26 protein-coding genes and 1 tRNA gene are annotated in these 23,692 nt (G+C 69.7%); 19 read left to right on the forward strand and 8 right to left on the reverse strand.

Annotated elements, in window-relative coordinates:
- The first annotated feature begins 42 nt into the window (after window positions 1-42).
- The 3 genes from CKO41_RS03810 (at window position 43) to cowN (ending at window position 1,828) form a co-directional block, all read left to right on the forward strand.
- A complete protein-coding gene (locus tag CKO41_RS03810) occupies window positions 43-729 on the forward strand; it encodes an SOS response-associated peptidase (RefSeq protein ID WP_200253604.1) in 687 nt (228 codons plus the stop codon).
- A gap of 335 nt (window positions 730-1,064) precedes the next feature.
- A tRNA-Leu gene (locus CKO41_RS03815) sits at window positions 1,065-1,149 on the forward strand.
- A 388-nt stretch (window positions 1,150-1,537) separates the two neighbouring features.
- The gene (gene cowN, locus CKO41_RS03820) at window positions 1,538-1,828 is read left to right on the forward strand and encodes a N(2)-fixation sustaining protein CowN (protein ID WP_200253606.1); all 291 of its coding nucleotides are present in this window, start codon (window positions 1,538-1,540) and stop codon (window positions 1,826-1,828) included.
- A gap of 73 nt (window positions 1,829-1,901) precedes the next feature.
- Here cowN and CKO41_RS03825 read toward each other — a convergent pair whose 3' ends face one another.
- A complete protein-coding gene (locus CKO41_RS03825; protein ID WP_242463931.1) occupies window positions 1,902-4,046 on the reverse strand; it encodes a hypothetical protein in 2,145 nt (714 codons plus the stop codon).
- 88 nt (window positions 4,047-4,134) lie between these two features.
- On the opposite strand from CKO41_RS03825, the gene CKO41_RS03830 reads away from it, so the two are divergent.
- Window positions 4,135-4,638, forward strand: coding sequence for a GIY-YIG nuclease family protein (locus CKO41_RS03830; RefSeq protein ID WP_200381314.1), 504 nt, complete (start codon window positions 4,135-4,137; stop codon window positions 4,636-4,638).
- Window positions 4,639-4,843: 205 nt separating this feature from the next.
- On the opposite strand, the gene yhbY is transcribed toward CKO41_RS03830, so the two are convergent.
- The 3 genes from yhbY to CKO41_RS03845 all read right to left on the reverse strand — a co-directional run bounded on the left by yhbY (window position 4,844) and on the right by CKO41_RS03845 (window position 7,672).
- Window positions 4,844-5,158: a ribosome assembly RNA-binding protein YhbY gene (yhbY, locus tag CKO41_RS03835; RefSeq protein WP_200253610.1), complete on the reverse strand. Its 315-nt coding sequence runs from the start codon at window positions 5,156-5,158 to the stop codon at window positions 4,844-4,846.
- Between the two features lie 576 nt (window positions 5,159-5,734).
- The gene (locus CKO41_RS03840; RefSeq protein WP_200381315.1) at window positions 5,735-6,322 is read right to left on the reverse strand and encodes a Uma2 family endonuclease; all 588 of its coding nucleotides are present in this window, start codon (window positions 6,320-6,322) and stop codon (window positions 5,735-5,737) included.
- A 576-nt stretch (window positions 6,323-6,898) separates the two neighbouring features.
- On the reverse strand, window positions 6,899-7,672 hold the full coding sequence (locus CKO41_RS03845) for a DUF3050 domain-containing protein (RefSeq protein ID WP_200381316.1): 774 nt from the start codon (window positions 7,670-7,672) through the stop codon (window positions 6,899-6,901).
- 764 nt (window positions 7,673-8,436) lie between these two features.
- Here CKO41_RS03845 and rpsF point away from each other — a divergent pair.
- The 7 genes from rpsF (at window position 8,437) to radA (ending at window position 14,709) form a co-directional block, all read left to right on the forward strand.
- Entirely contained in the window at window positions 8,437-8,808 is a 372-nt protein-coding gene (gene rpsF, locus CKO41_RS03850) for a 30S ribosomal protein S6 (RefSeq protein WP_200253872.1), read from the forward strand.
- A gap of 26 nt (window positions 8,809-8,834) precedes the next feature.
- The gene (gene rpsR, locus CKO41_RS03855; protein ID WP_015280436.1) at window positions 8,835-9,059 is read left to right on the forward strand and encodes a 30S ribosomal protein S18; all 225 of its coding nucleotides are present in this window, start codon (window positions 8,835-8,837) and stop codon (window positions 9,057-9,059) included.
- 106 nt (window positions 9,060-9,165) lie between these two features.
- Window positions 9,166-10,083, forward strand: coding sequence for a hypothetical protein (locus CKO41_RS03860; RefSeq protein WP_200381317.1), 918 nt, complete (start codon window positions 9,166-9,168; stop codon window positions 10,081-10,083).
- Window positions 10,084-10,126: 43 nt separating this feature from the next.
- Window positions 10,127-10,576, forward strand: coding sequence for a 50S ribosomal protein L9 (gene rplI, locus CKO41_RS03865; protein ID WP_200253876.1), 450 nt, complete (start codon window positions 10,127-10,129; stop codon window positions 10,574-10,576).
- A 253-nt stretch (window positions 10,577-10,829) separates the two neighbouring features.
- Complete coding sequence (dnaB, locus tag CKO41_RS03870) at window positions 10,830-12,236, forward strand: replicative DNA helicase (RefSeq protein WP_200253878.1); 1,407 nt, start codon at window positions 10,830-10,832, stop codon at window positions 12,234-12,236.
- Window positions 12,233-13,336 (forward strand): alanine racemase, encoded by a 1,104-nt coding sequence (alr, locus tag CKO41_RS03875; protein ID WP_200381318.1) that lies wholly within the window; start codon window positions 12,233-12,235, stop codon window positions 13,334-13,336. Before dnaB ends, alr begins: the two co-directional genes overlap by 4 nt.
- Window positions 13,333-14,709 carry a DNA repair protein RadA gene (gene radA, locus CKO41_RS03880; protein ID WP_200253882.1) on the forward strand — a complete coding sequence of 459 codons (1,377 nt, stop codon included), beginning with the start codon at window positions 13,333-13,335 and terminating at the stop codon, window positions 14,707-14,709. Before alr ends, radA begins: the two co-directional genes overlap by 4 nt.
- Window positions 14,710-14,850: 141 nt before the next feature.
- Here the strand turns inward: radA and CKO41_RS03885 are convergent, their stop codons facing one another.
- The 3 genes from CKO41_RS03885 to CKO41_RS03895 are packed head-to-tail and all read right to left on the reverse strand — an operon-like array spanning window position 14,851 to window position 17,212.
- Window positions 14,851-16,221: a sensor histidine kinase gene (locus CKO41_RS03885; RefSeq protein ID WP_200381319.1), complete on the reverse strand. Its 1,371-nt coding sequence runs from the start codon at window positions 16,219-16,221 to the stop codon at window positions 14,851-14,853.
- The gene (locus tag CKO41_RS03890) at window positions 16,218-16,886 is read right to left on the reverse strand and encodes a response regulator transcription factor (protein WP_200381320.1); all 669 of its coding nucleotides are present in this window, start codon (window positions 16,884-16,886) and stop codon (window positions 16,218-16,220) included. Before CKO41_RS03890 ends, CKO41_RS03885 begins: the two co-directional genes overlap by 4 nt.
- Window positions 16,886-17,212, reverse strand: coding sequence for a PepSY domain-containing protein (locus CKO41_RS03895; protein WP_200381321.1), 327 nt, complete (start codon window positions 17,210-17,212; stop codon window positions 16,886-16,888). Before CKO41_RS03895 ends, CKO41_RS03890 begins: the two co-directional genes overlap by 1 nt.
- A 144-nt stretch (window positions 17,213-17,356) precedes the next feature.
- On the opposite strand from CKO41_RS03895, the gene CKO41_RS03900 reads away from it, so the two are divergent.
- From CKO41_RS03900 to CKO41_RS03935, 8 genes are all read left to right on the forward strand, one after another.
- Complete coding sequence (locus tag CKO41_RS03900) at window positions 17,357-17,995, forward strand: cytochrome b/b6 domain-containing protein (RefSeq protein ID WP_200381322.1); 639 nt, start codon at window positions 17,357-17,359, stop codon at window positions 17,993-17,995.
- The gene (locus CKO41_RS03905; protein ID WP_200381323.1) at window positions 17,992-18,345 is read left to right on the forward strand and encodes a DUF1924 domain-containing protein; all 354 of its coding nucleotides are present in this window, start codon (window positions 17,992-17,994) and stop codon (window positions 18,343-18,345) included. Before CKO41_RS03900 ends, CKO41_RS03905 begins: the two co-directional genes overlap by 4 nt.
- A gap of 16 nt (window positions 18,346-18,361) precedes the next feature.
- A complete protein-coding gene (locus CKO41_RS03910; RefSeq protein WP_200381324.1) occupies window positions 18,362-18,940 on the forward strand; it encodes a diheme cytochrome c in 579 nt (192 codons plus the stop codon).
- The gene (locus tag CKO41_RS03915; protein WP_338115534.1) at window positions 18,937-19,587 is read left to right on the forward strand and encodes a diheme cytochrome c; all 651 of its coding nucleotides are present in this window, start codon (window positions 18,937-18,939) and stop codon (window positions 19,585-19,587) included. Before CKO41_RS03910 ends, CKO41_RS03915 begins: the two co-directional genes overlap by 4 nt.
- Window positions 19,588-19,807: 220 nt before the next feature.
- Entirely contained in the window at window positions 19,808-20,440 is a 633-nt protein-coding gene (locus CKO41_RS03920) for an EF-hand domain-containing protein (protein ID WP_200381325.1), read from the forward strand.
- A 52-nt stretch (window positions 20,441-20,492) separates the two neighbouring features.
- Window positions 20,493-21,392: a cation diffusion facilitator family transporter gene (locus CKO41_RS03925; protein ID WP_242463943.1), complete on the forward strand. Its 900-nt coding sequence runs from the start codon at window positions 20,493-20,495 to the stop codon at window positions 21,390-21,392.
- A 68-nt stretch (window positions 21,393-21,460) separates the two neighbouring features.
- On the forward strand, window positions 21,461-22,030 hold the full coding sequence (locus CKO41_RS03930) for a tetratricopeptide repeat protein (protein ID WP_200381327.1): 570 nt from the start codon (window positions 21,461-21,463) through the stop codon (window positions 22,028-22,030).
- 332 nt (window positions 22,031-22,362) lie between these two features.
- Window positions 22,363-23,139, forward strand: coding sequence for a YdcF family protein (locus CKO41_RS03935; RefSeq protein WP_200254521.1), 777 nt, complete (start codon window positions 22,363-22,365; stop codon window positions 23,137-23,139).
- A gap of 116 nt (window positions 23,140-23,255) precedes the next feature.
- On the opposite strand, the gene CKO41_RS03940 is transcribed toward CKO41_RS03935, so the two are convergent.
- Window positions 23,256-23,393, reverse strand: coding sequence for a hypothetical protein (locus CKO41_RS03940; RefSeq protein ID WP_200381328.1), 138 nt, complete (start codon window positions 23,391-23,393; stop codon window positions 23,256-23,258).
- Window positions 23,394-23,692: the final 299 nt, after the last annotated feature.

A 23,692-nucleotide genomic window follows, 5' to 3' on the forward strand; every position in this document is an offset into this window, starting at 1 on the left:
TCGGTCGTTCTTCAATCGTCACCGAGTGGTTGGAGGAGTGCAATGTGCGGCCGTTTTTCCCTCGGGGTTTCGCCTGAGGACCTGTGGGACTTTTTCGGTCTCGACCAGGCGCCGGACTCTGTTCCGCGCTACAACGTCGCGCCCTCGACGTCGGCGATCGCGATCCGCGAGATCGCCGGTGTGCGCCGCGCCGACCCGCTGCGCTGGGGGCTGATCCCGCACTGGGCGAAGGACGCGCGGGTCGGCTACTCGACGATCAATGCGCGGGCCGAGACCGTGGCGATCAAGCCTGCGTTCCGCGACGCCTTCCGCCGGCGGCGTTGCCTGATCCCCGCCGACGGCTTCTACGAGTGGCAGCCCAGGCCGGGCAGCAAGGTCAAGCAGCCCTATTTCATCTCGCGGACCGACGGCGCCCCGCTCGCGATGGCCGGCCTTTGGGAACGCTGGCGGGGTCCGGTCGGCGAGGTCGTCGAGTCCTGCGCCGTCATCGTCACCGCGGCGAATCGGCTGCTCCGCCCGATCCACGATCGGATGCCGGTGCTGTTGGATCCGGAGCACTTCGCTGCCTGGCTCGATCCGGCCAACGACGACACCCAGGCCCTGCTCGCGCTGCTGCGCCCCTATTCGTCCGAGCCCCTGCGGGTCGTGCCGGTGAGCCGGCGTGTCAACGACCCGCGTCACGACGATGCCGCGCTGCGCGTGCCGTTGGAGGCGCCGGAATCCGCCTGAGGTCATCCGCGCTCGGCCTTCTTCATGCCGCAAGCGGCCGAAGTGGCGCGGGCGCCGGCCCCGGCGCCGGTGGTTGGCATGGCCGGCTCATGCCGCTTGCAGGTGAATGGAGGCAGCTGCTAGGCTCCTGCGCTGTTCGGCCGGAGCCGCTCTCGGCCTTTGGACGATGACCGCCCAGCGGCCGTTCGGCGCCAGGCCGTTCGTGGACATGGGGCGGTTTCGTTGGCCTTCGTCGTTGTGGTCTGCTCCACCGTCGGCCGGCCCGCCGTTCTCTCGATCGGTGGGCTGCCCATCGCCTGCCGGACCAACGCCAAGTGGTCCCGCCTCCGACACCCGCCCGGGTGGCGAAACTGGTATACGCAAGGGACTTAAAATCCCTCGACTTCGGTCATGCGGGTTCGATCCCCGCCCCGGGCACCATCCCGATCCCGCCGCCGTTCGATCCTCGCTGTGGGACACTCACGGGACAGGCACCCGATCCGGGGCGGAACGCTACGGTTGCGTTGCGTCGCTGCCCGGCGCGAGACCCTGATGGCCGGATGGCGTCCATACGCGGCGGCGCGACGATGTGGTACAGGTTTTGCTTATTCATTCGCCCGACGGGCTACGCTCGACGTGCAAGGCAGTGATCCGATTGGATCGGCATCGAGGGCGTTAAGCTGTTTCGATGCCGTGCCCGTCTGCGACTGCGTCGGTTCGCAGCCCTTTGTCGTTTCTCCGACACTGTGACGACGTCGAGAACCTCGAAAGCCGTCCGGATGGCGAGCCCTTCGCCTCTCCGGATGGGTGTGCATCCAGGGTGAGACCAGTGCCGCGTTCCGCCGTAAAGATCGACCGCTACGTCAGTTTCGAGGGCCATGCGTGCGATGACTGCGCGCGACGGATCGTCGCCGCGATCCATGATTGTCTGGCCCGCCTCGGCGATGCCTCGCCGTGGCATGCCTATTTCCGAACCCGGCTGGCCGAGGTCGAGCGCCGCGGCCAGGACGAGCTCTACTTCGTCGGCAGCCAGGTCAACACGCTGCGCGAACTCTTCGACGAGGCGGGGGCCGACGACGCGGCGGCGCTGCTGGAGCGCGTCGAGCTGGAGTGTTGCTGACGGGCGATGTGCGCCCGTTCGACCTGATGGGCCGATGCCGCGCGGAAATCGGCCCGCTCGCCCCGGCGGCGCGCTACTGCGCTCGGCATTTCCGATAGTCGTCGATCCGTCCGGCGAGGACCGCCCGCAGGTTGTCGAACTCGATCGCAAGGCCCGTACCCTCGGTGTCGAGCGCATCGTCCATGTAGCGCCAGGCCGCCTCGGAGAGGGACCAGCCGAGCGGTGGTTCGACCATCGCCCGGCGGATCTTGGCCCGCTCCTCGGCGCTCTCGGCCTGGGCCAGGTCGATCTGGGCCGCGCTCGCGAGCGAGATCTCGATGACGGCCCCACCGTAGGCCTCCTCGACGAGCTTGGCCGCTTCGACCTCGGTCCGCCGTTCGCTCGCGGTGCGGGCGTTGAGCAGCGCCAGCACCGGCGAGAGTACCTCGCTCAGGAAGTCATCGGCCGGCGGGCCGATCGCCGCCTCCTTCAGCGCGGCCAGATCCGGGCTGTGCCGTCCCTGGCAGATCGGCGTGCCCTGCGGGCTGTTGCTGATGAGGACGAGGATCGGGAAGACCCGCGAGTCGCCGATCTGGTCGAGCAGTTCGAGGGCGGTCGTGGCGCCCGAATTGTCGAAGTAGCCGCCATCGACGACGCGGATCTTCTGGTCCTTCTCGCGTTCGCTGACCTTCAGGCTCCCGGCCGGGCTGACGTAGGTGAAGCGGGCGCTGGCACCGGCCGCGGCCGAGAGGAGCGCGTCGCGGGTCGAATACCCGTCGCCGAGCAGGTCGAGGGCGTCGGAGAAGCCGGCCAGGTCGATGTTGGAGAGGATCCCGCGGTACCCGGAGCCAACGACCGTCGTGTTGAGCAGCAGGCTCGGCAGGCGGGTCTCGAAGCCGTCGCCGTAGAGGGCCGTCATCGGTCGGCCGAGGGCGCTGTCGCCGTTGGCGAGGGCCTGCTGGAAGCTCAGTTCGAGGAAGCGCTGACGATCGGCGAGCGGCACGGGGTAGGGGATGAAGCGCTGCATCAGGTCCGGAAACAGCATGCCGGCGACGACGGGCGACAGGAAATCCTCGCGCAGTGCCTGCTGCACCGTCACGCGGGTTGGGATGTCCTCCGTGGATCCGGCCCCCTGGGCGAGTTGGGCGCGCTTGACCGCGGCGTAGACGGCGGCCCCGACGCTGCCGCCCGAGACCCCGCTGATCGCGAACAGGTTGGCGCTGAAGCCCGGGATCGACTCCATGACCGCCAGGCTCGAGGCTGTCCAATAAGCGGCGCGGATGCCGCCGCCGGCGGTCGCGACCAGGACCAACGGCGGGCGCCCGTCGATCTCGATCGGGGCTGGATTGGCCCGCCGCCAGTCGGCGTAGTGCGCGGCCGGGGGCGTGCGCGTGAGCGGTGGGGCGTCGGGCTCAGTGCGGACCCAGTGGTTGTCGTTGAAGAAGCCGCTGACCACCGCGATCATCAGCACCAGCGCGGTGCCGGCCGGCTGGCCGCGAGCGAGGAAGGCATAGGTCAGGATGAGCCCGCCGAACAGGGCGATGCCGGCGAGGCCGAGCAGGACGACCGCCGGGGCACCGAGGGCTTGGGGCAGTGCGACCGGCCAGACCACGAACGCGACCAGCAGCAGCGCGGCGGCGGCGAACGCCGAGACGATGATGGTCCAGTCGAGCGGGCTCAGGCCGCGCTCGTTCGCGACCTCCAGGCCGAGCCGCGCGCGGTCCGGCGCGACGAAGAGCCGGCGGCGGGCGATGAAGAACCACATCAGCCCGGCGGCCAGCGCGAGGAACACGATCCCCAAGACCCTGGCGGCCAGCACCTGATCTGTGTCGACCCGCAGGAAGCCGACGCCGATCGATAGCGGGGCCACGAAGCCGAACAGCCTTGGCAGCCAGCGGCGACCGAAGGCCGAGGTGCGCCGGTTGAATCGGCGGCCCGGGAACTCACGGTCGAGCAGTCGGCGAGCCGTGTACCAGAGGGTCAGGCCGAGCAGCAGCGCCCCGGCGAGGAAGGCCAGGTTCCAGCCCGAGAGGCCGCGCTCGGCCGACAGGCGCAGCAGGTCCTGGCCCTGACCGTTGGCGAGGAACAGATAGGCGACGGCGATGGACGCGACGGTCGCGTAGGCGCACAGCCAGAGGACACGGACCACCGAGTTCCAGAACAGGCTCCAGAGGCGCAACAGGGGGCGGTCGGGCGCCGGCTCGATCGGCATTTGAGTCGGCGGGGCGGGCTTGGACATGGCGAATCCCCAGGGACCGGTTCAGGAAGAGAGTATCAGGTTGGCCGCCGACAACGGCCCGAGGGTCGACCCTTCTGCGAGAGCGTCGATGACGAGCGAGTCACGGACCCTACTCGGAAATATAGCACCCGCGACGAGCCTTGATCCGTCGAGGCGACAGGACGCCCGGCCTGGGACCTATGTCGTCGTGCTCGAGCCGCGCGGTCGCGGTGTCGTCCCGATCGGTCGCCTCGGCGAGTTGACGCTTGTCGCCGGGACCTACCTCTATGTCGGCAGCGCCCTCGGCCCGGGTGGCGTCGCGGCGCGCTGCCGCCATCACGAGCGGCTTGCCGCGCGGCCGCATTGGCACCTCGACTACCTGCGCCCGTACTGCCGGATCCTGGGTTGCTGGGTCGCCCACGGGCGCGAGCGCCGCGAGCACGTCTGGGCCAGGGCGCTCGGTGCCCTGCCCGAGGCAGGCTGGCCGCGTGCCGGCTTCGGGGCCAGCGATTGCGACTGCCCAGCGCACCTGATCTGGCACCCCGAGCCGCCGAGCACGACCCTCTTCGAGGCGACGCTCGGGGAGGGTGCCTGGTCTCGGAAGCCCCCGTAGGGCGGGCAAGCGCAGCGCATCCCGCCGTTCCAGCGCAACGCATCCCGCCGTCTGCGACCGAGAGCGTAGGTGCGGCCTCAGCCGCATCGCAATCCGCCCCCGCAGACGGTGAGGGTCGTCGTGGCCCGCGTGCGGCTGACGCCGCACCTACAGCGAGTCAACCGACAGCCGCGCAAACCTGGTGGGTCATTTTCCGGGCGTTGCCTCAGTCCACCGGCAAGGCGAGCGGCTGGCGCTTCTTCGGGTTGGCGCGGAAGAAGGCGGCCGTGTGGCCGATGCGGTCGATCAGGGCGCCGGCGGTGCGCTCGGCGATCTCGGCGGCCAGGGCGTCGCGTTCGTCGCGGTCGCCGGCGGCGATCTTGACCTTGATCAACTCGTGGTGTTCGAGGGCGAGGCCGATCTCGTTCAGCACCGCGTCGCTCAAGCCGTGCTGGCCGACGATGACGACGGGCTTGAGGTGGTGGACCTGGCGCTTCAGCCAGCGGCGCTGGCGTTCGGTGATGGGCTTGGATGGAGACATGGATTCGGTCGGGTCGTGGCGGAAGTGGCAGTGGAGTCGAGTGGCCAGCGGCGGCGCGCTCGGCGGCCGGGGCACGGTCCGCGGTCGCCATCGGATCGCCCATGCGAGATAGGCGAACCGAGGTGCCAGCGATCCCGTGTCGCCCGGGACCGGCATCGCGGAAGGCCAGCCGACGAGGCGTGGCGCGCCGGCCGTGTGATGCCCAGGCGGTCGCGGGTCGGGCTTGCCGTTGCACAGGCCGCGCTGCGGACAGTTTACCCGACTTGCCCTCGCGTCGTGCGTGGACCCCGTCGCTCGACGATGGCCCTGGGGGCTCGCGCTTGCGTTATCCCAATCCGCAGGGCCCCGAGCTTTGTGGCGAGATCCCGTTCGCCGTCGAATTCTCTGGCCGAGATCGAAGGCGCGATCCGGTTCTACCCGTTGTGCAGCGGGCCAAGAGGCAGGGAAAGGAACAGCTGGTGTGGGAATCGACCTGGACCCAGCATGAGGACGCCAAGGGACCGCTGGGATTCTTGACCCCCGAGCTAACGTGACCGGCCTTGCTCGACCTTCCACCGTCTGGTTTTGCGCCGGTCTTTATCCGTGCCGTCTTGTGGGTAGCAAGTCGGCAATGGCGATTGCGCATCTCGGGGCGGCCAGCGGAGCAATCCGTTCGCCGGCTCGGAGCATCTGGACATCTTGGTAGGCGTCGCCGATAGGCGCTCGCCGGACCTCCACGACAAGGTCGCGCAGATTGACGATCCAGTAATCGGCAATGGCGTTGCGTGCATAGGCGCGAGCCTTGCGATTGCGGTCGAAATCAAGGCTGCTGTCTGCCACCTCGACGATCAGCAGGGCATCGGACGGATGACGCTCTGCATAGTCGCGGGGGCTTCCCGGCACAACGGCGATGTCGGGCTCCGGTTCCGAGGTGTCGTCGAGGGCCAAAGGCTTTTGGCTGCGGATGTAGGCGCCGTCTGAGACGCATTCGCGTAAAGCGGCCTCTGTCAAGTCCGCCGCGCACGCGTGCAGACTCTTCTGCAGGCTCATGTCGATGATGTATCCGTCGAGAAGTTCCAGGCGCACGTCGGAACCGAACCCCCCGACATCGACGATGTGTTCGTACTCGGCCCTTGACCAGCAGTGGGTTTGGTGGGGTACGGTTTTTTGGGTAGCGTCGGCCATTGGCTTGGCTCCAGCCGGCTGTATCTGGCGTCGACTGGTAGCTGAAGAGTTCGCGGTCATGCTGTGGTCGGATACTAAGTGACGATTCAAGAACAACCGGCGCATCTTCATTTTGAACTACCAAACACGCGAAACATGCGAAACACGCGAAAAGTAGAATATACGCGGGGGAATCTGCCATTTTTTCGCGACTTTTGCGCGTTTCGTTGTTTCTTGTCTTCCGCGTGCTTGTATCGGTTGTTTCCGCGCCGTTCCTGAGGATGGTCAATCCAGCAGAGCCTGGGGTTCAGCGCGAATCATCGGAAAATAGGGCCGACTGGACGCGCGATCGAGACGGAAGCCATGACCCGGCGAAAGGGTGGGGTGAGGTACGAATCCCAGCATCGGGCGGTTGGCAAGGCCCCGAAATCGCTCGCCCGCGCAGGCTGGGCCAGTCTACGATCCGTAACGGCGTTCGTCGGGCGGAACGCGAAGCGGTTCCGCCATGACGCGGCCGGGGGGTCGTCCGTGAGGCGCTCGGGCGCCGGATCCTGGATCGCCCTGGCGGGCCGCGACCCTCCAATCCTCGGGCGCCGCTCAGCGTTGCGCCTCGATGGCCTCGAGGACGCCGTCCCAGAGGCGCAGTCGGGCGCAGATGGCCTCCTCGGCCGCGGTCGCGGCCTCCGCGATCCGCTCGGCGTCATCGTCGCAGAGGGCCGCGAGCAGGCGCAGCGACAGCGGGCCGTGGAAGTCCTCGTCGAGGTGGATGTGGCGCTCCAGATACTGATGGAAACGCGGTGCCCGCGTCGCGTCGACGGCCGTCGCGGCGAGGAGGCGGCGGAAGATGTCCGGGATCGCCTGTTCGCGACCGAAGGCGAGCGCGGCGGCGGCCATGTGCGGTTTGCCGGCACGGATGAAGCCGAAGGTCGTCTCGCAGAAACAGCGCGCCGGTAGCGGTACCAGGGCGCCGTAGAGGGCGGCGTCGACGCCCTGTTCGGCGACGCGCTCGAGGAAGCGGCGCGGGCGCTCGGCGTCGGCGCCGATCTCGGTCATCGCCGCGAGGTAGCCCTCGAAGTGGCTCGTGTAGTGGATCGTCCCCTCGGCATCCGGGATCGCGTCCGACTCCTCTTCGAGTACCAACTGATTGATGAAGTGGCGCACCGCTGGATCGCCGCTCGGCAGCCAGGGGACTCGGGTCGGCGCGACCTCGTCTTGCAGGTACTTGATCAGGGACATGAAGTCCCAGACCGAGTAGACGTGGTGGGCCATGAAGATCCGCAGGTCGGCGAGGTCGCGCAAGGCGGCGTAGAGGGGGTGTTGGTCGAGCTCTTCCCGGAGGGGGCGCAGCGGTTCGAAGTCGAAGTCGGGCATGGCGATGCAGTCCTGTGGCCCGCGCCCAGGCCGGCGCTGAGCGCCGATGATAGCATGCGCCCCCGCAGCGAACGACCGGGCGATGAGGCCGGCGAGGCGGGGCCTTTCGGAACAGCGGGAGAAGGCAGCCGAGGCGTATCGGCCGACTCCGCAGGCGTCGCCTGCCCAGGAGACGACGGTCCGGGCCTGGGCGACGCCCAACTCGCTCGCCCTGGGAGGCGTCGCAGGGCTGATCCGTTCTGTGGCCTTTTTCGTTCAGAGTGAAGGGTTGGCGGTCGATCCTCGACTGGGTTGGTGCTCAGGCGAATGCTCGCCTCTCGCGGCGGTCGAGACGGCGGCCGCGGAGGCCCATCCCGCACGGCCGTGCCAATGACCGCGCGGCACACGCGGTCCGGTTAGCCCCGCGCGCCCAACCCCGCCCCCTCGCACGGCGCCGCGGCCCGTAGGTCGGGTTACGCCCCCGCGGGGGCGTAACCCGACGGCCGACACCGTGGCGCTCTCCGAGGCCCCTGTCGGGTTACGGCGCGCGCAATCCTTTGTTTTACAAGGACCTCTGTGCCGGCGCGCCTAACCCGACCTACGGGCCGTGCCATCGGCACAGGCGACGCCGGCGGATCAGAACGGATCCGCCCTGGGAGGCGTCGCGGTAAATCTTTGACAGCCCCTCGCGCCTCCGTATAATTCCCGGTTTGCCCCTGTCCCGGGGTGATCTCCTTGCCTCACCGCGCCCTTGCGGGAGGCTGTCCAATCCGAAAGGAGCGTCCATGCGACATTATGAAGTGGTCTTTCTGGTTCATCCGAGCCAGAGCGAACAGGTGCCGGCGATGGTCGAGCGCTACCGTGCCAATCTGGAGCGGCGCGGCGGCAAGGTCCATCGCCTCGAGGATTGGGGCCGGCGTCAGCTGGCCTATCCGATCAACAAGATCCACAAGGCGCACTACGTGCTCCTCAACATCGAGTGCGACCAGGAGGCCCTCGACGAGCTTGAGAATGCCTTCCGTTTCAACGATGCGGTGCTGCGCAACCTCATCATCAAGCGTGATTCGGCCGTGACCGACCCCTCGCCGCTCGTCAAGAGCGCCGAGGATCGCGAGTCGCCCGAGCAGCCCTCGCGCGACAAGCCCAACGACGAATAAGGCCGAACCCGGCTCAGGAGATTGCCATGTCCCGTTTCTTCCGTCGCAAGCGTTATTGCCGTTTCACCGCCGAGGGCATCGAGGAGATCGATTACAAGGATCTCAACCTGCTGAAGGCCTACGTCAGCGAGTCGGGCAAGATCGTGCCGAGCCGTATCACGGGGACCTCGGCCCGCTATCAGCGTCAGTTGGCGATGGCCGTCAAGCGCGCACGCTTTCTCGCGCTGCTGCCCTATACCGACGGGCATTGATCGGCGCGCCCGCGCGCTGGCCGCTCGACGGCACGGCCCACGTCTCCTCGCGAGGCGAGGTTCGCTGCGCCCGGCCGGCCCGCTCGTCGCATCCGCCTAGCGCGTGATGAAAGCCCTCGCCCATTTCGCAATGCGCGGCCGCTCGCAGGCCGCTCTGGTGGCGTCCACCGGGGCGGTCTTGTCGGTGTTGCCGATCATCGGCCTGTTCGCGGCCCTCGCGAGCGCGGCCGTCGTCGCCCTGGCGACCCTGCGTCAGGGGGCCGGCGAGGGGGCGCTCTTGACCGTCTTCGCCGGTCTCGGCGGCGGCCTGCTGGCCTGGCTGGCCCTCGGCAGCCCGCTGCCGGCGCTCGGCTTCTGGCTCGCCTACTGGCTACCGGTCTGGGCGCTCGCGGTGGTGCTCGGCTGGTCGCGGTCGTTGTCGCTCGCGGTCCAGGCGGCGGCGCTGATCGCGCTCGTCGCGCTGGCCCTCGTCTATCTGCTGACCGGCGGGTCGGGCGAGGTCTGGATGGCGATGCTCGAGCCGCTGACCCAGGCGCTGATCGAGGCGCGCGTCATCGACGCGGCCGAGAGCCCGCAGCTGATCGCGCAGATCGCCGGCTGGATGCCCGGACTGCTCACGGCCTCCGTCTATCTGATGGTCCTGATCTCGCTGCTGCTGGGGCGTTGGTGGCAATCGCTGCTGTACGGACCGGGCGGCTTCGGGGCCGAGTACCGCGCGCTGCGGATCCATCCGGTGCTGGGCTTGGTGACGATCGCGCTGCACTTGGTCGTCGTCTTCACGAACGCCAACTGGGCGGTCGCCGCGCTCGTGATCGTCGGCGTGCTGCTCGTGCTCCAGGGGCTCGCGGTGCTCCATGCCCTGAGCGTCGCGCGCAACGCGCGCCCGGGTTGGCTGGTGGGGCTCTATGTCCTGTTCGTGCTGGGCTTCCCGCTCCCGCAGTTGGTCATCGCCGGGATCGGGCTGGCCGACCTCTGGGCGGATTGGCGGCGGCGGCTCGAACGGCGCAAGCAGGATCGGTCGTGACGGCGCGCGGAAATCTGAATTCTGGCTTACGAGGAATAATCAAGTGGAAGTCATCCTGTTGAAGAAGGTCTCTGGCCTCGGGGCGCTGGGGGACAAGGTGTCCGTGCGGCCGGGATACGGCCGCAACTATCTGATACCGCAGGGGTTTGCGGTGCCTGCCACGGCCTCGAACCTGCAAGCGTTCGAGGAGCGTCGCGCCGAGTTGGAGCGCGAGGCAGCCGCCACGCTGGCCGCCGCCGAGGCGCGCCGCGAGCGGTTCGCGGGGCTGACCGTGACGATCGCGCGCCGGGCCGGCGACGAGGGTCGGCTGTTCGGGTCGGTCGGTGCCGTCGATATCGTCGAGGCGGTTGCTGCCCACGAGATCGAACTCGGCAAGCACGAGGTGCGGTTGCCCGCCGGTCCGCTGCGCGCGGCCGGCGAGCACGAGGTGACGCTGCACCTGCACGCCGACGTCGACGCGACCATCACCGTCGAGATCGTCGCCGAGTCCTGAACCTGCGTGTTGCGACGGGCCGGCCGCTCTGGAGCGGCCGGCCCGTCGGCCATCCCAATTCTCTGCGAATGCCGGCCGGGACGGGGCTTCGCTCCCCATTGCCGTCGTTGGTGCCCGGTAGGACAATCCGATCGTTCCCGCTCGGCCGCCCGACGCCCCGCTTGACCGGTGCCGAGGCCGAGATCCCTGCGGTCCGCCGACGGCGCGTGCCCGCGGACCCTCTCCGATCCCGAATCGACGGCCCCTGTTGAGCATGAGCGACACGAATCCGTTTCCGTCGCAGGTCGGTGTCCCCGATGGCCGGGGCGGCCATCTGCGGCTGCCTCCGCACAATGTCCAGGCCGAGCAATCGCTGCTCGGTGGTCTGATGCTCGACAACGCGACCTGGGAGCGGGTCGCCGATGCGGTCCAGGAGCACGACTTCTACCGCCGCGAGCACCGGCTGATCTTCCGCGCCATCGCCCGGCTCGCCGAGGGTGATCAGCCGTTCGACGTGGTCACGCTGGCCGAGACCCTCGAGCGCAACGGCGCGCTCGAGGACGCCGGCGGCCTGCCGTACCTCGGCAACCTGGTCCAGGACACCCCGAGCGCCGCGAACATCAAGGCCTACGCCAAGATCGTGCGCGAGCACGCGGTGCTGCGGCGGATGATCTCGGCCGGCACCGATATCGCCGACAGCGCCTACAATCCGCAGGGGCGCGAGGTCGTGGACCTCCTCGACGAGGCCGAGCGGCGGGTCTTCGAGATCGCCGAGCAGCAGGCCCGCGGGGGTGGCGGCTTCCAGCCGATCAAGGACCTGCTGCGCCAGGCCGTCGAGCGGGTCGATAAGCTCTTCCAGAGCGATGATCCGATCACCGGCCTGCCGACCGGCTTCCAGGACTTCGACATGATGACCTCGGGCCTCCAGCCCGCGGACCTGATCATCGTCGCCGGGCGCCCGTCGATGGGCAAGACCTCGTTCGCGATGAACATCGCCGAGCATGCGGCGATCAAGACGCGCCGCCCGGTCGCGGTCTTCAGTATGGAGATGCCGGGCGATGCGCTCGCGATGCGCATGATGTCCTCGCTCGGGCGCATCGATCAGCACCGGGTGCGCACCGGCAAGCTCGGCGACGAGGAGTGGCCGCGCCTGACGTCGGCCGTGCACATCCTCGCCGAGGTGCCCCTCTTCATCGACGACACCCCGGCCCTGACGCCGACCGAGGTGCGCGCCCGGGCGCGGCGCCTCAAACGCGAGCACGACGACCTGGCGCTGATCGTGCTCGACTACATCCAGCTGATGCAGGCCCCGAGCGTCGGGGAGAACCGCGCCACCGAGATCTCGGCGATCTCCCGCTCGCTCAAGGCCCTGGCCAAGGAGCTCGATGTGCCGGTCATCGCCCTCTCGCAGCTCAACCGCAGCCTGGAGCAGCGGCCGAACAAGCGCCCGGTGATGTCGGATCTGCGCGAATCGGGCGCGATCGAGCAGGATGCGGACCTGATCGTCTTCATCTACCGCGACGAGGTCTATCACGAGGACAGCAAGGACAAGGGCATCGCCGAGATCATCATCGCCAAGCAGCGTAACGGCCCGATCGGCACGACCCGCCTGACCTTCCTCGGCAAGTACACCAAGTTCGAGAACTTCATCGCCGACGTCTACGGGGAGGACGGGTTTTGACCTGGTCGGCCCCCTGCGCGCGGATCGATCACGCCGCGCTGCGCGAGAATCTCGCGGCGGTGCGCCGCTTCGCCCCGGCGAGCCGGGTCTGGGCCGTCGTCAAGGCCAATGGCTACGGGCACGGGCTTGAGGCCGTCGCGGCGACCCTCGCCGATGCCGACGGCCTCGCGGTCGCCCGGGTCGAGGAGGGCGTGCGCCTGCGCCGGGCGGGGGTCACCAAGCCGATCCTGGTCCTCGAGGGCATGATCTTCGCCGAGGAGTTGGCCGCGGCCGCGCGCGAGGACCTCGCCGTCGCCGTCCACAGCTGGGACCAGGTGCGGCTCCTCGCCGAGGGCGCCGGCCTGGGCGCGCCGCCCTGCTGGATCAAGGTCGACACCGGTATGCACCGCCTCGGCTTCGCCCCCGCCGAGGTCGATGCCGTGTTCGAGGCCCTGGCCGCGAGCGCGCCCGGCCCCAGGGTCGTCGGGCTCTTGACCCACCTGGCCAACGCCGACGAGCCCGGGGATACGACCTCCGCGGGCCAGTGCGCGACGCTGCACGCCGTCGCTGCCGGGCGCGGCCTGCCGCTCAGCATCGGCAACTCCGCCGGCCTGATCGCGCTGCCGGCGGCGCGCGGCGACTGGGTACGCCCCGGGATCATGCTCTACGGCGCCTCGCCGTTCGCGACCCGGACCGCCGCCGATCTCGGGCTGCGCCCGGTGATGACGCTCCAGGCGCGGCTGATCGCCGTGCAGAGGCTGCCACGTGGTGCCGCGCTCGGCTACGGTGGCACCTATGTCTGCCCGGAGGACATGCCGGTCGGCATCGTCGGCATCGGCTATGGCGACGGCTATCCGCGCCACGCCCCGACCGGCACGCCGGTGCTGCTCAACGGGGTGCGAGTGGCGCTGCTCGGGCGGGTCTCGATGGACATGATCCACGTCGACCTGCGCAGCCAACCGCAGGCCGCGGTCGGCGATGTCGCGACCCTCTGGGGGGTGGGGCTGCCGGTCGAGGAGATCGCGGCGCGGGCCGGCACCATCCCCTACGAACTCCTGTGCCACGTCGCCCAGCGGGTGCACATGGAGCACGACGGCACGGCGGCCGGGGGCACCGGATGAGTCAGGCCGCCCGCACGGCGAAGCGCCGCGGCGCCGGCAGCTACGTCTGCAACGCCTGCGGTGCGCGACTGCCGAAGTGGAGCGGCCAGTGTCCGGACTGCGGCTCCTGGAATACGGTGATCGAGGTCCCCGAGGAGCGGGCCGCACCGCGCCGCGGTGGCGGCTATGCCGGGACGGCGGCCGCGGTCGAGTCCCTCGAGACGATCGGCGCGGCCGAGGAGAGCCGCCGCAGCAGCGGCATCGCCGAGCTCGATCGGGTCCTCGGCGGTGGCCTGGTCGCGGGCTCCGTGGTGCTGCTCGGCGGTGACCCGGGCATCGGCAAGTCGACGCTGCTCCTTCAGGCCTGTGCCGCGCTCGGGGCCGCCGAGTCGGTCCTCTATGTCACCGGCGAGGAGTCGCCGCAGCAGGTCAGCCTGCGCGCGCAGCGCCTGGGGCTCGTGCGCGCCGGCATCCGCCTCCTCGCCGAGACGGGCATCGAACGGATCCTGCCGACGGCCGAGCAGGAGCGCCCGACCGTCATGGTCGTCGACTCGATCCAGACGCTCTTCAGCGAGGAGCTGGCCTCGGCGCCGGGCTCGGTCTCGCAGGTGCGCGAGACGGCGGCCCAGCTGGTGCGCTTCGCCAAGCAGAGCGGGACTTGCGTCTTTCTCGTCGGCCATGTGACCAAGGAGGGGGCGCTCGCCGGACCCCGGGTGCTCGAGCACATGGTCGACACCGTCATCTACTTCGAGGGCGAGGCCGGCAGCCAGTTTCGCCTGGTGCGCTCGGTCAAGAACCGCTTCGGTGCCGTCAACGAGCTCGGCGTCTTCGCGATGACCGACCGCGGCCTGCGCGAGGTCAAGAACCCCTCGGCGATCTTCCTGTCGCGCCACGACGAGCCAGTGCCGGGTAGCGTCGTCATGGTCACCCGCGAGGGCACCCGACCGCTCCTGATCGAGGTCCAGGCCCTGGTCGACGAGAGCCCGCTCGCGAACCCACGCCGCGTCGCCCTCGGGCTCGACCAGAACCGCCTGTCGATGCTGCTCGCGGTCCTGCACCGCCATGGTGGCGTCGGCATGTTCGACCGCGACGTCTTCGTCAACGTCGTCGGCGGCGTGCGCATCGGCGAGACTGCCGCCGACCTGGCCGTCCTCTGCGCGGTCGTCTCGAGCCACCGCGACCGGCCGCTGCCGCTCGACCTCGTGGTCTTCGGCGAGGTCGGCCTCTCGGGCGAGGTCCGCCCGGTGCCGAACGGCCTGGACCGGCTGCGCGAGGCGGCCAAGCACGGCCTGCGCCGGGCGATCCTGCCGGAGAAGAACTGCCCGAAGCAGGGTGTCGAGGGGCTCGAGCTGGTGCCGGTGCGGGTCGTCCAGGAGGCCCTTGACGCCCTCTGAGCGCACCGGACGGTCCGGTCGGTCCGGTCGGTCGGCGGCGGCGCGCCCCTTGCGGGCGCTTCGGTCTGGGCGGTGCCGGCGGCATCGGAGCGCCTCGACCGGCGATCAGTCGCCGCAGGTCGCGATGCCGAGGGCTCCGTCTCAATCGGCGCGGGGCAGGGCGACGTCGACCGCGAGGCCGCCCTCGGCCGCGAGGCGGAAGGTCAGCTCGCCGCCGTAGGCGTCGACCACGTCGCGGGCGATCGCCAGGCCGAGCCCCGAACCGTCCTTGCGCTCGTCGAGTCGCAGGCCGCGTTCCCCGAGGCGCGGCAGCTGCTCGGCGGCCACCCCTGGGCCGTCGTCGCTGATGCGGATGGCGATCCGCTCGCCGGCCGTGACCTCGATGTGCACGCGCCGGCGAGCCCATTTGGCGGCGTTCTCCAGCAGGTTGCCGAGGAGCTCGAGCAGGTCGTCGGCCACGAGCGCGGCGGTGGCCTGGGTTGGGGCCTCGACCTGCCAGTCGACGCGGGCACCCTCTGGGGTCCGTTGCAGCGTCCGCAGCAGCCGGGCGAGGGCCTCGACGACCTCGACCCGTGCCTGATGCGGCTGGGCGCCCGAGCGCACGCGGGCGCGGATCAACTCGCGCTCGACGCGCCGCCGCATCGCCTGGGCGAGCTGCTCGAGGTCGTCGGCGAGGACGACCTGCCCCTGCTCGCGCAGCCGCTGGGCGTCGGCGCCGAGGGCGGCGAGCGGGGTCTTGAGGCCGTGGGCCAGGTCGGCGGTCCAGGCGCGTGCGCGCTCGATCGCCTGCTCACGGGCGGCGAGCAGGCCGTTGACCTCGCCGACCAGTGGCATGACCTCGTCCGGGTAGGTGTCGGCGAGGCGGCGCGTGCGCCCGGAGCGGATCGCCTCGACGCCGCGGCGCACCGCCTCGAGCGGTGCGAGGCCGGTCTGGATCTGGACGAAGGTCGCGAGGGCCAGCAGCGCCGCGATCAGGGCCAGGTAGGGCGTCATGTCCGCAGCGAAGGCGTTGCGCGCGGCGGTGATCTCGGTGCGGTCGAGGCCGACGACGAGGCGCAACGCCCGGGTGACGCCGCCTTGCCCCAGTCGCACGAGGCGCTCGCTGACGAGCAGGCGCTGATCGGCCGGACCGGGCGCACGGTGGGTATGGACGGCGTCGGTGGCGAGCCCGTCGTCGGAGAGCTCGATGACCGCGTCCCAGAGCGAGCGCGAGCGCAGCAAGCCCCTCTGTATGGTGCCGTCGCGCCACCCGTCGATCTGCCAGTAGAGGCCGCTCAAGGGTTGGGCGAAGCGCGGATCGGCCGGCTCGCGGGCGAGGGCCAAGGTGCCGTCGGCCTCGCTGGTCACGGCGGCGGCGAGCTGATTGAGCTGGACGCGCAACTCCGCGCCGATGCGCCGCTCGACGTGACGCTCGAACAGGGCCACGAGGCCGATGCCGGCCAGGGCGATGGTGACGGCGATCGAGGCGGCGGCGGCGATCCACAGCCGCACCCGCAACGAGCGGCCCGTCATTGTGGATCGGCTCGTTCGATCAGGTAGCCGAAGCCGCGGCGGGTCTGGATCAGATCGCCGCCGAGCTTGCGCCGCACCCGCCCGACGAGGACCTCGATGGCGTTGGAGTCGCGCTCGAAGTCCTGGGCGTAGAGCTGCTCGGTGAGCTCGAGCTGGGAGACGACGCGCCCGGCATGCTGCATCAGATAGCTGACCAGGCGGTATTCCTGCGGCGAGAGGTGGATCGGCACGCCGTCGACGCTCACGGCCATGCGCCGCGTGTCGAGGACGAGCGGGCCGTTGACGAGGACGGCGCTCGCCTGGCCGGCGGCGCGGCGCACCAGGGCCCTCAGGCGGGCCAGCAGCTCCTCCATCCGGAAGGGCTTGGGCAGGTAGTCGTCGGCGCCGGCGTCGATCCCCTCGACGCGTTCGTGCCAGTCGCCGCGCGCGGTCAGGATCAGGACCGGGACGCGCTGGCCGCCGGCCCGCCAGCGGCGCAGGATCGAGAGGCCGTCGAGCGCCGGCAGACCGAGGTCGAGGATCACGGCGGCATAGCCTTCGGTATCGCCCTGGAACCAGGCCGTCTGGCCGTCGCGCGCGCGATCGACGACGAAGCCGGCGGCCTCGAGCGCCGCGACCACGCCGGCGGCGAGGCGATCGTCGTCCTCGACGAGCAGCACCCGCATCAGTCGTCCTCCTCCAGGATCTCGCCGGTGGCGGCGTCGACATAGACCTCGCGCAGCCGGCCGTTGGGGGCGATGATCTCCAGCTCGTAGGCCCAGCGGCGCTCATCGGAGCGGCCCCAGCGCTCCAGTTCTACGCCGACCACCTCGCCCGGCACCCGGGCGGCGACCCGTTGCAGGATCTCGGCGAGCGGCCGGACCTCGCCGCGCTCCAGCGCGTGGCGGGCGCGGTCGTGATCGTAGCGGTCGTCGTAGCGGTCCGCCGCGGCGAGGCTCGTCGTCGCGGCCAGCAGGAGGGCGAGCAGGCGATGTAGGTAAGGATTCGGCATGGCCTGATTAGACGAGATTCCGGCTGACGATTCGCTGACAGGCCCGCACAGGGATCGGTCAGCGCCACCCCGTTAACCTGCCCCGCAAGTCGTCGCCACAGGGCGCGACGAGGTCTTCCTGCCGCAGAGAACGGAGACGAATCGATGCAAAGCCAAACTGCGGTCGCCACGGCGACCACGCAATCCCCCGCGACCGGCCCCCACGACGGGGCTACGGGCGGGCGGGTCCGGGTCTGGGACCCGCTGGTGCGGGTCTTTCACTGGTCGCTGGCCGTCGGCTTCGCGACCGCCTTCATCGTCGAGGACGACATCCTCGATGTCCATGTCTGGGCCGGTTATCTGGTCCTGATCCTGATCGCGGTGCGCCTGGTCTGGGGCCTAATCGGCACCCGCCACGCCCGCTTCACCGACTTCGTGTGCGGGCCGCGCCAGGTCCTCGACTACTTCGCCGGGGCCGTGCGCGGCAGGGCGCCGCACTATCTCGGTCACAACCCGGCCGGCGGGGCCATGGTCGTCGCGCTGCTGGTGGCGGTCGCGGCGACCGGCCTCACCGGCATGGCCCTCTACGGCGCCGAGGAGCTGTCCGGTCCGCTGGCGCCGCTGATGAGGGACCTGCCGGGCGCCTGGGGGCATTGGCTCGAGGAGGCCCACGAGGTGCTCGCCAACCTGACGCTCGGCCTGATCGTGTTGCACATCGGCGGTGTGCTGTTCTCCAGCCTGGCGCATCGGGAAAACCTCGTCGCTGCCATGTTCACGGGCTACAAGCGGAGTGACAAGCCATGAATCCATTGAATCGATGCGTCCTGGTCCTGATGGCCGGGCTCCCGATCCCGTCGGCCCTGGCCGGCGATGCGGCCGCGGGTGCCGCCGCCTGGGTCGCAGAGCATCAGCCGGGGGGCGGTGCACCGGTGCGTAGCTGCGTGACCTGCCATGGTGACGACCTCACCAAACCCGGGCGTCACGCGGTCACCGGCAAGGCCATCGAGCCGCTCGCGCCATCGGTGAACCCCGAGCGTCTGTCCGACCCGGCCAACGTCGAGAAGTGGCTGAGGCGCAACTGCCGCTGGACCCTGGGCCGCGAATGCACGGCGACCGAAAAGGCCGATTTCGTCGCCTACATCAAGACGCAATAAACAGGAGACTGACCCCATGGCCAATCGCAGAGGCATCCTTTTCTGGTTGGGCCTGGTATCGCTCGGCGCGGTTGGTGTGGCCGCCAGTGACGGTGATGGCGACCGGAACGGGACGCGCAGTGGCTGGCTGACCTCCCGCGCCGATGTCGCCCCGGTCACCAATGCCACCTACGGCGAGGAATGCGGTTCCTGTCATCTAGCCTATCAGCCGGGTCTGCTGCCGGCGCAGGCCTGGACGCAGGTCATGGATCCCGCCGCGCTGGCAGACCATTACGGCGATGACGCTTCGCTGACGGAGACGCTGCGGGCCGAGATCGCCGGCTATCTGCTCGCCCAGGCAGCCGATCAGGCCAGCGCCCCGCGCTCACGCGCCTTTGCCGTTGGCTTTGATGCCCATGCGGGAACCGGGTTGCCGCGCATCACCGAGAGGCGCTATTTCGAGCGCAAGCATGACGACGTGCCGGCGAGTCTGGTGACCAGCAACCCCGATGTCGGTAGTTTCAGCCAATGCAATGCCTGCCATCGCGGGGCTGCCAAAGGCGTTTACAACGACAGTCGAATCGACATCCCCGGCTATGGCCGCTGGGAGGATTGAGCCCGGCTGGCCTGAAAAAACTGTGTCCACCACCTAAACGCAAGCAACGGGAAACAACACGAATGAACCACCACAAACAGATCCTCTCCGTCCTCGCCGTTGGTCTCTTCACCCTGGGGGCCGCTGGCGTGGCCTTCGGCGATGATGATGACGATGACAGGCGCGGCCATCGCAGCGAGCGCTCACAGCCCCGCGCCGATTTCGCCCCGGTGACCAATGTGGCCTATCGCGAGGAGTGCAGTTCCTGCCACATGGCCTATCAGCCTGGTTTGCTGCCGGCGCGCGCTTGGGAGGCGATCATGTCGTCCGAGGGACTCGGTAATCACTACGGCGATGATGCCTCATTGACGGATGCGCTCCGCAACGAGATCAGCGCCTATCTGACCGCCAATGCGGCTGACCAGACGGGCGGCAAGCGGGCCCGGAAATTTGCCGAGTCGCGCCCCGGCGCCGACGGCGGTCTGCCGCGTATCAGCGAGAATCGATACTTCGTGCACGAGCACGATGAGATCCCGCCCCGCTTCGTGATTGCCAACACGCAGGTCGGGAGTTTCAGCCAGTGCAACGCCTGTCATCGGGGCGCCGACGACGGCGACTACGACGAGGATCGGGTCGTCATCCCGGGTGTGGGCCGGTGGGATGATTGAGGGCGTCGCCGGCCCGTCGTGAGGCTGGCCCGTCACCCCGGTGGGCTGCCGATTTCCTCGATCTTTGCGGGACTGCGGCGATATTTTCGGGGTGCTGGACTCTATCCTTAAGAAGCACCTTGGCCGATTCGCAGTGTCCTCGAGGCCGGCCGTGCGAGCGGACGAACGCCGCCGGTTCGGTCGGTCAAGCCAACTCAACGCAGCGCAATGGAGAAGAGCCATGAAGACCCTGACCACGACCTTCGCAGTCGGTTTGACGATCGCCGCCGCGGGCCTCGCCCTGCCGGTCCTCGGCCAGCCGATGGGCGGGCCGATGGGATTCGCGCAGTTCGACCGCAACCAAGACGGGGTCGTCACCGAGCAGGAATTCGCCGAGGCCCGGGCCGAGCGGATGGGGAGTCGGGCCGCCCAGGGCGCGCCGATGCGCGGCATCGCCGATGCGCCCAGCTTCGCCGACTTCGACCGCAACGGCGATGGCAGGCTGACGCCGGACGAGGTCACGGCCCTGCAGCAGGAGCGCCGCCAGGGCCGCGCCGGGATGGGCGCCGGACCTGGAATGGGCCAGGGAATGGGCCAGGGAATGGGCCAGGGGATGGGGCGGGGGATGGGCGCCAACCTGCCCAGCTTCGGCCAGTTCGACCTCGACGGCGATGGGGTCCTGACCGAACAGGAGTTCAACGAGGCGCGCGGTCAGCGCATCCAGCAGCGTGCCCAGCAGGGCTATGGGATGCGCAATCTGGCCAACGCGCCCGCGTTTCAGGCCATCGACGTCGATGGCGACGGCCGGGTGACGGCCGAGGAGTTCGCCGCGGCCCAGGCCGAGCACCACCAGCAGATGATGGCGCCGCGCTGAGCGACGGGGCGAGGCGTCGCGATTCGTGGGCGGGCAGATGGACAGGGTGACGATGCCGCCGGTGGCTGCCATCACGGCAGGCGAGACGGCCCGGCTGCTGCGGCTGGCCACCTACGCCTCGGTCGCGACGGCGACCGTGCTGATACTGGCCAAGGCCGGCACCTGGCTGGCGACCGACTCGGTCAGCGTGCTGGCCTCGCTCGTCGATTCCGTCATGGATGCCGGTGCCTCGCTCGTGAACCTGCTGGCCGTGCATTGGTCGCTGATGCCGCCGGATGCCGAGCACCGGTTCGGTCACGGCAAGGCACAGGCCCTGGCGGCCCTCGGTCAGGCGACCTTCATTGCCGGCTCGGCGCTGTTCCTCGGCCTGCAGGGGTTCGATCGGCTGCTCCATCCGCAGCCGATCGCGGCCGTAGGCGTCGGTCTCACGGTGATCTGTCTGTCGATCCTGTTGACGATCGGCCTGTTGGCGGTGCAGCGCTACGTCATCCGCCGTACCGGCTCGCCGGCGATCCGCGCCGATGCGCTGCATTACGCGACGGATCTCGCGACCAACGGCGCAACCCTGCTCGCGCTCGTCTTTGCGGCCACCGGATGGTATGGCTTGGATCCGCTGGTCGGGCTGGCGATCGGGGTTTATGTATTCGCAAGTGCCGTGCGCATCGGCCGCGAGGCCGTCGAGCTCCTGATGGATCGCGAGCTGCCCGATGAGGAACGCGCGGAGATCATCGCGCTGGCCCGCGCCGTGCCGCTGGTGCGCGGTGTGCATGGTTTGAGGACTCGGCGCTCTGGCCAACTGCTGATCATCCAGCTCCACGTGTCGCTCGATGACCAGCTCCCGCTGTTGGACGCCCACGCGGTCGCCTGCGAGATGGAGGAACGGATCCGGGCACGGCATCGCGAGTCCGACATCATCATCCATCTGGATCCGGTGTCGCTCGGCGAGGAGTAGGGTGGCGAGCTGGTCGCTCGCCTTCGGACAAGCATTGGGGATTTGATTTAGAGATCGATGATATGCGAATGAAGACGATTCTTCTGTCGCTGCTGCTGATATCTGCCGGCGCTGCGGCGGTCGAGGGGCAGGAGGCGTCCTGGTCGGCGCTCAACGCCGAGGTCGAGTCCCGCTACCGGGCCGGCGACCACGCAGGTGCCATGGCGATCGCCGAGCAGGCCCTCAGTTTGGCCGAGCGGCAGGCCGATGCCGATCCGCTACCGCTGGCCGAGAGCCTCACCAACATGGCCCTGCTTCTGGGCGCACGGGGCGATTACGGTCCGGCCGAGCAGGCCTACCGGCGAGCGTTGGAGATCGAGGAGCGGGCGCTCGGTCCCGATGCCCCGGAGGTGGCGACGACCCTGAGCGACTTCGGCTGGCTCTACTATCGGCAGGGCCGCTACGGAGACGGCATCCCGCTCCTGAAGCGCGCCTTGGCCATCCGGGAGAAGGCGCTCGGTCCAGACGACTACGATGTCGCCACGAGCCTGTCGAACCTCGGGGTCTTCTACCTGGCAGTGCAACGCGACGAAGAGGCACAGGCATTGTTTGCCCGCGCCGCGAAGATCTGGCACATGGGAGCGGACGATGTCATCTGACCGGTCAGGCCACTTCGGCCTCGTCGGAGTCGGGCCTTTCGAAGCGGTGCGGGCCACCCGGCACGACAGGACCGGTCCTGCCCCTCGGTCGCGGGCTGGCGGGCGGCGCGGTCGTTGCTCCGCCCGTCGGCCAGGCGGCGAGCGATGTGCGCGATGGCTCCGCCTCGATGGCGGTCGCAAGGCCAGCATGGAGCGGCGCCCCTCGGCCGCCAGCCCCAGGCTGGCGTGCCGCCTCGCGGCGCTTTTCCGGCATCGCCGCTTGACTCGCGTCGCACCGATGGCGAGGCTTGGCGTACTGTTGCCGACCACCTCGCTCAGCTGGACCCACCGAGATGCTCTACCTCGACAAGCTGCTCGTCCAACTCGCCTATCCGCTCGGCCTGTCGCTCGCGCTCGCCCTGATGGCGCTGCTGCTCCTCGGGCTGGGGCGGCGGCGCCTGGGCGGGACGGCCCTCGCGGTCGCGATCGGCTGGCTCTGGCTGTGGTCGCTGCCGGCGGTCTCCGATGCGGTACGCTTGTCGTTGGAGGGGCGTTTCGCGAACCAGGCCGTTAGCGCCGTGCCGGCGGCCGATGTCGTCGTGGTCCTGGGCGGCGGCGTCTACGGCGCGCCACGCGATTGGCCCTATCCGAACCTCGGCCCGGCGGCCGATCGGGTCTGGCAGGCGGCGCGCGCCTGGCACGCCGGCAAGGCCCGCTGGTTGATCATCTCCGGGGGCGGCATGCCCTGGCAGGGCGATCGTCGGCCCGAGGCCGAGGCGATGCGCGGCCTGCTCACGGCACTCGGGGTGCCCGAGGAGGTGCAGTTGTCCGAGGACCGCAGCCGCAATACCCGCGAGAACGCCCTCTACAGCGCGGAACTGATCCGCGCGCAGGGCTTCGAACGGGTCCTGCTCGTCACCTCGGCGCTGCACATGCCGCGGGCGCTGGCGACCTTTCGCGCCGTCGGCATCGATGCGATACCGCTGCCGGCCGACTTCGAGGTGATGCCGGAGCCGTCACACCCGCTGCGCTGGATGCCGGACGCCCAGGCCCTCGTCGACAGCACCCGGGCGTTGAAGGAGTATCTGGGGCTGTGGGTCTACCGCTGGCGGGGCTGGGCCGCCGGTTGAGCACCGTGAATCGGGTACGCCCTCGGGGCGTAACCCGACGGGTGGCGGCCGCTGAGGCCCCTGTCGGGGTACGGCGCGCGGGCCTGTTCGGTCTCGACCGATTTCCGGGTCGCCTCTTATACCTCCCGATAGATCGCCGCCCCTTCCTTCAGGAACTCCTCGGACTTTTCCTTCATGCCCGCGGCGAGGGCGGCCTCCATGTCGTCGAGGCGGTGGGCCTCGGCATAGTCGCGCACGTCCTGGGTGATCTTCATCGAACAGAAGTGCGGGCCGCACATCGAGGGCCGTAGGTCGGGTTAGCCCCTCGGGGCGTAACCCGACGGGCGGCGATGTGGCACCCGCCGAGGCCGCTGTCGGGTTACGGCGCGCGGCGAGCCAGTGCTTCGTCGGCAAGTGTCGTGGCGGCGCGCCTAACCCGACCTACGGGCCGTGCTGGTCTTCGCCGGGGCTGTAGGTCGGGTTAGCCCCTCGGGGCGTAACCCGACGGGTGGCGATGTGGCGCCCGCCGAGGCCGCTGTCGGGGTACGGCGCGCGGGCCTGTTCGGTCTCGACC

This window comes from Thiococcus pfennigii (assembly GCF_016583835.1).
GTDB classification, from domain to species: domain Bacteria; phylum Pseudomonadota; class Gammaproteobacteria; order Chromatiales; family Chromatiaceae; genus Thiococcus; species Thiococcus pfennigii.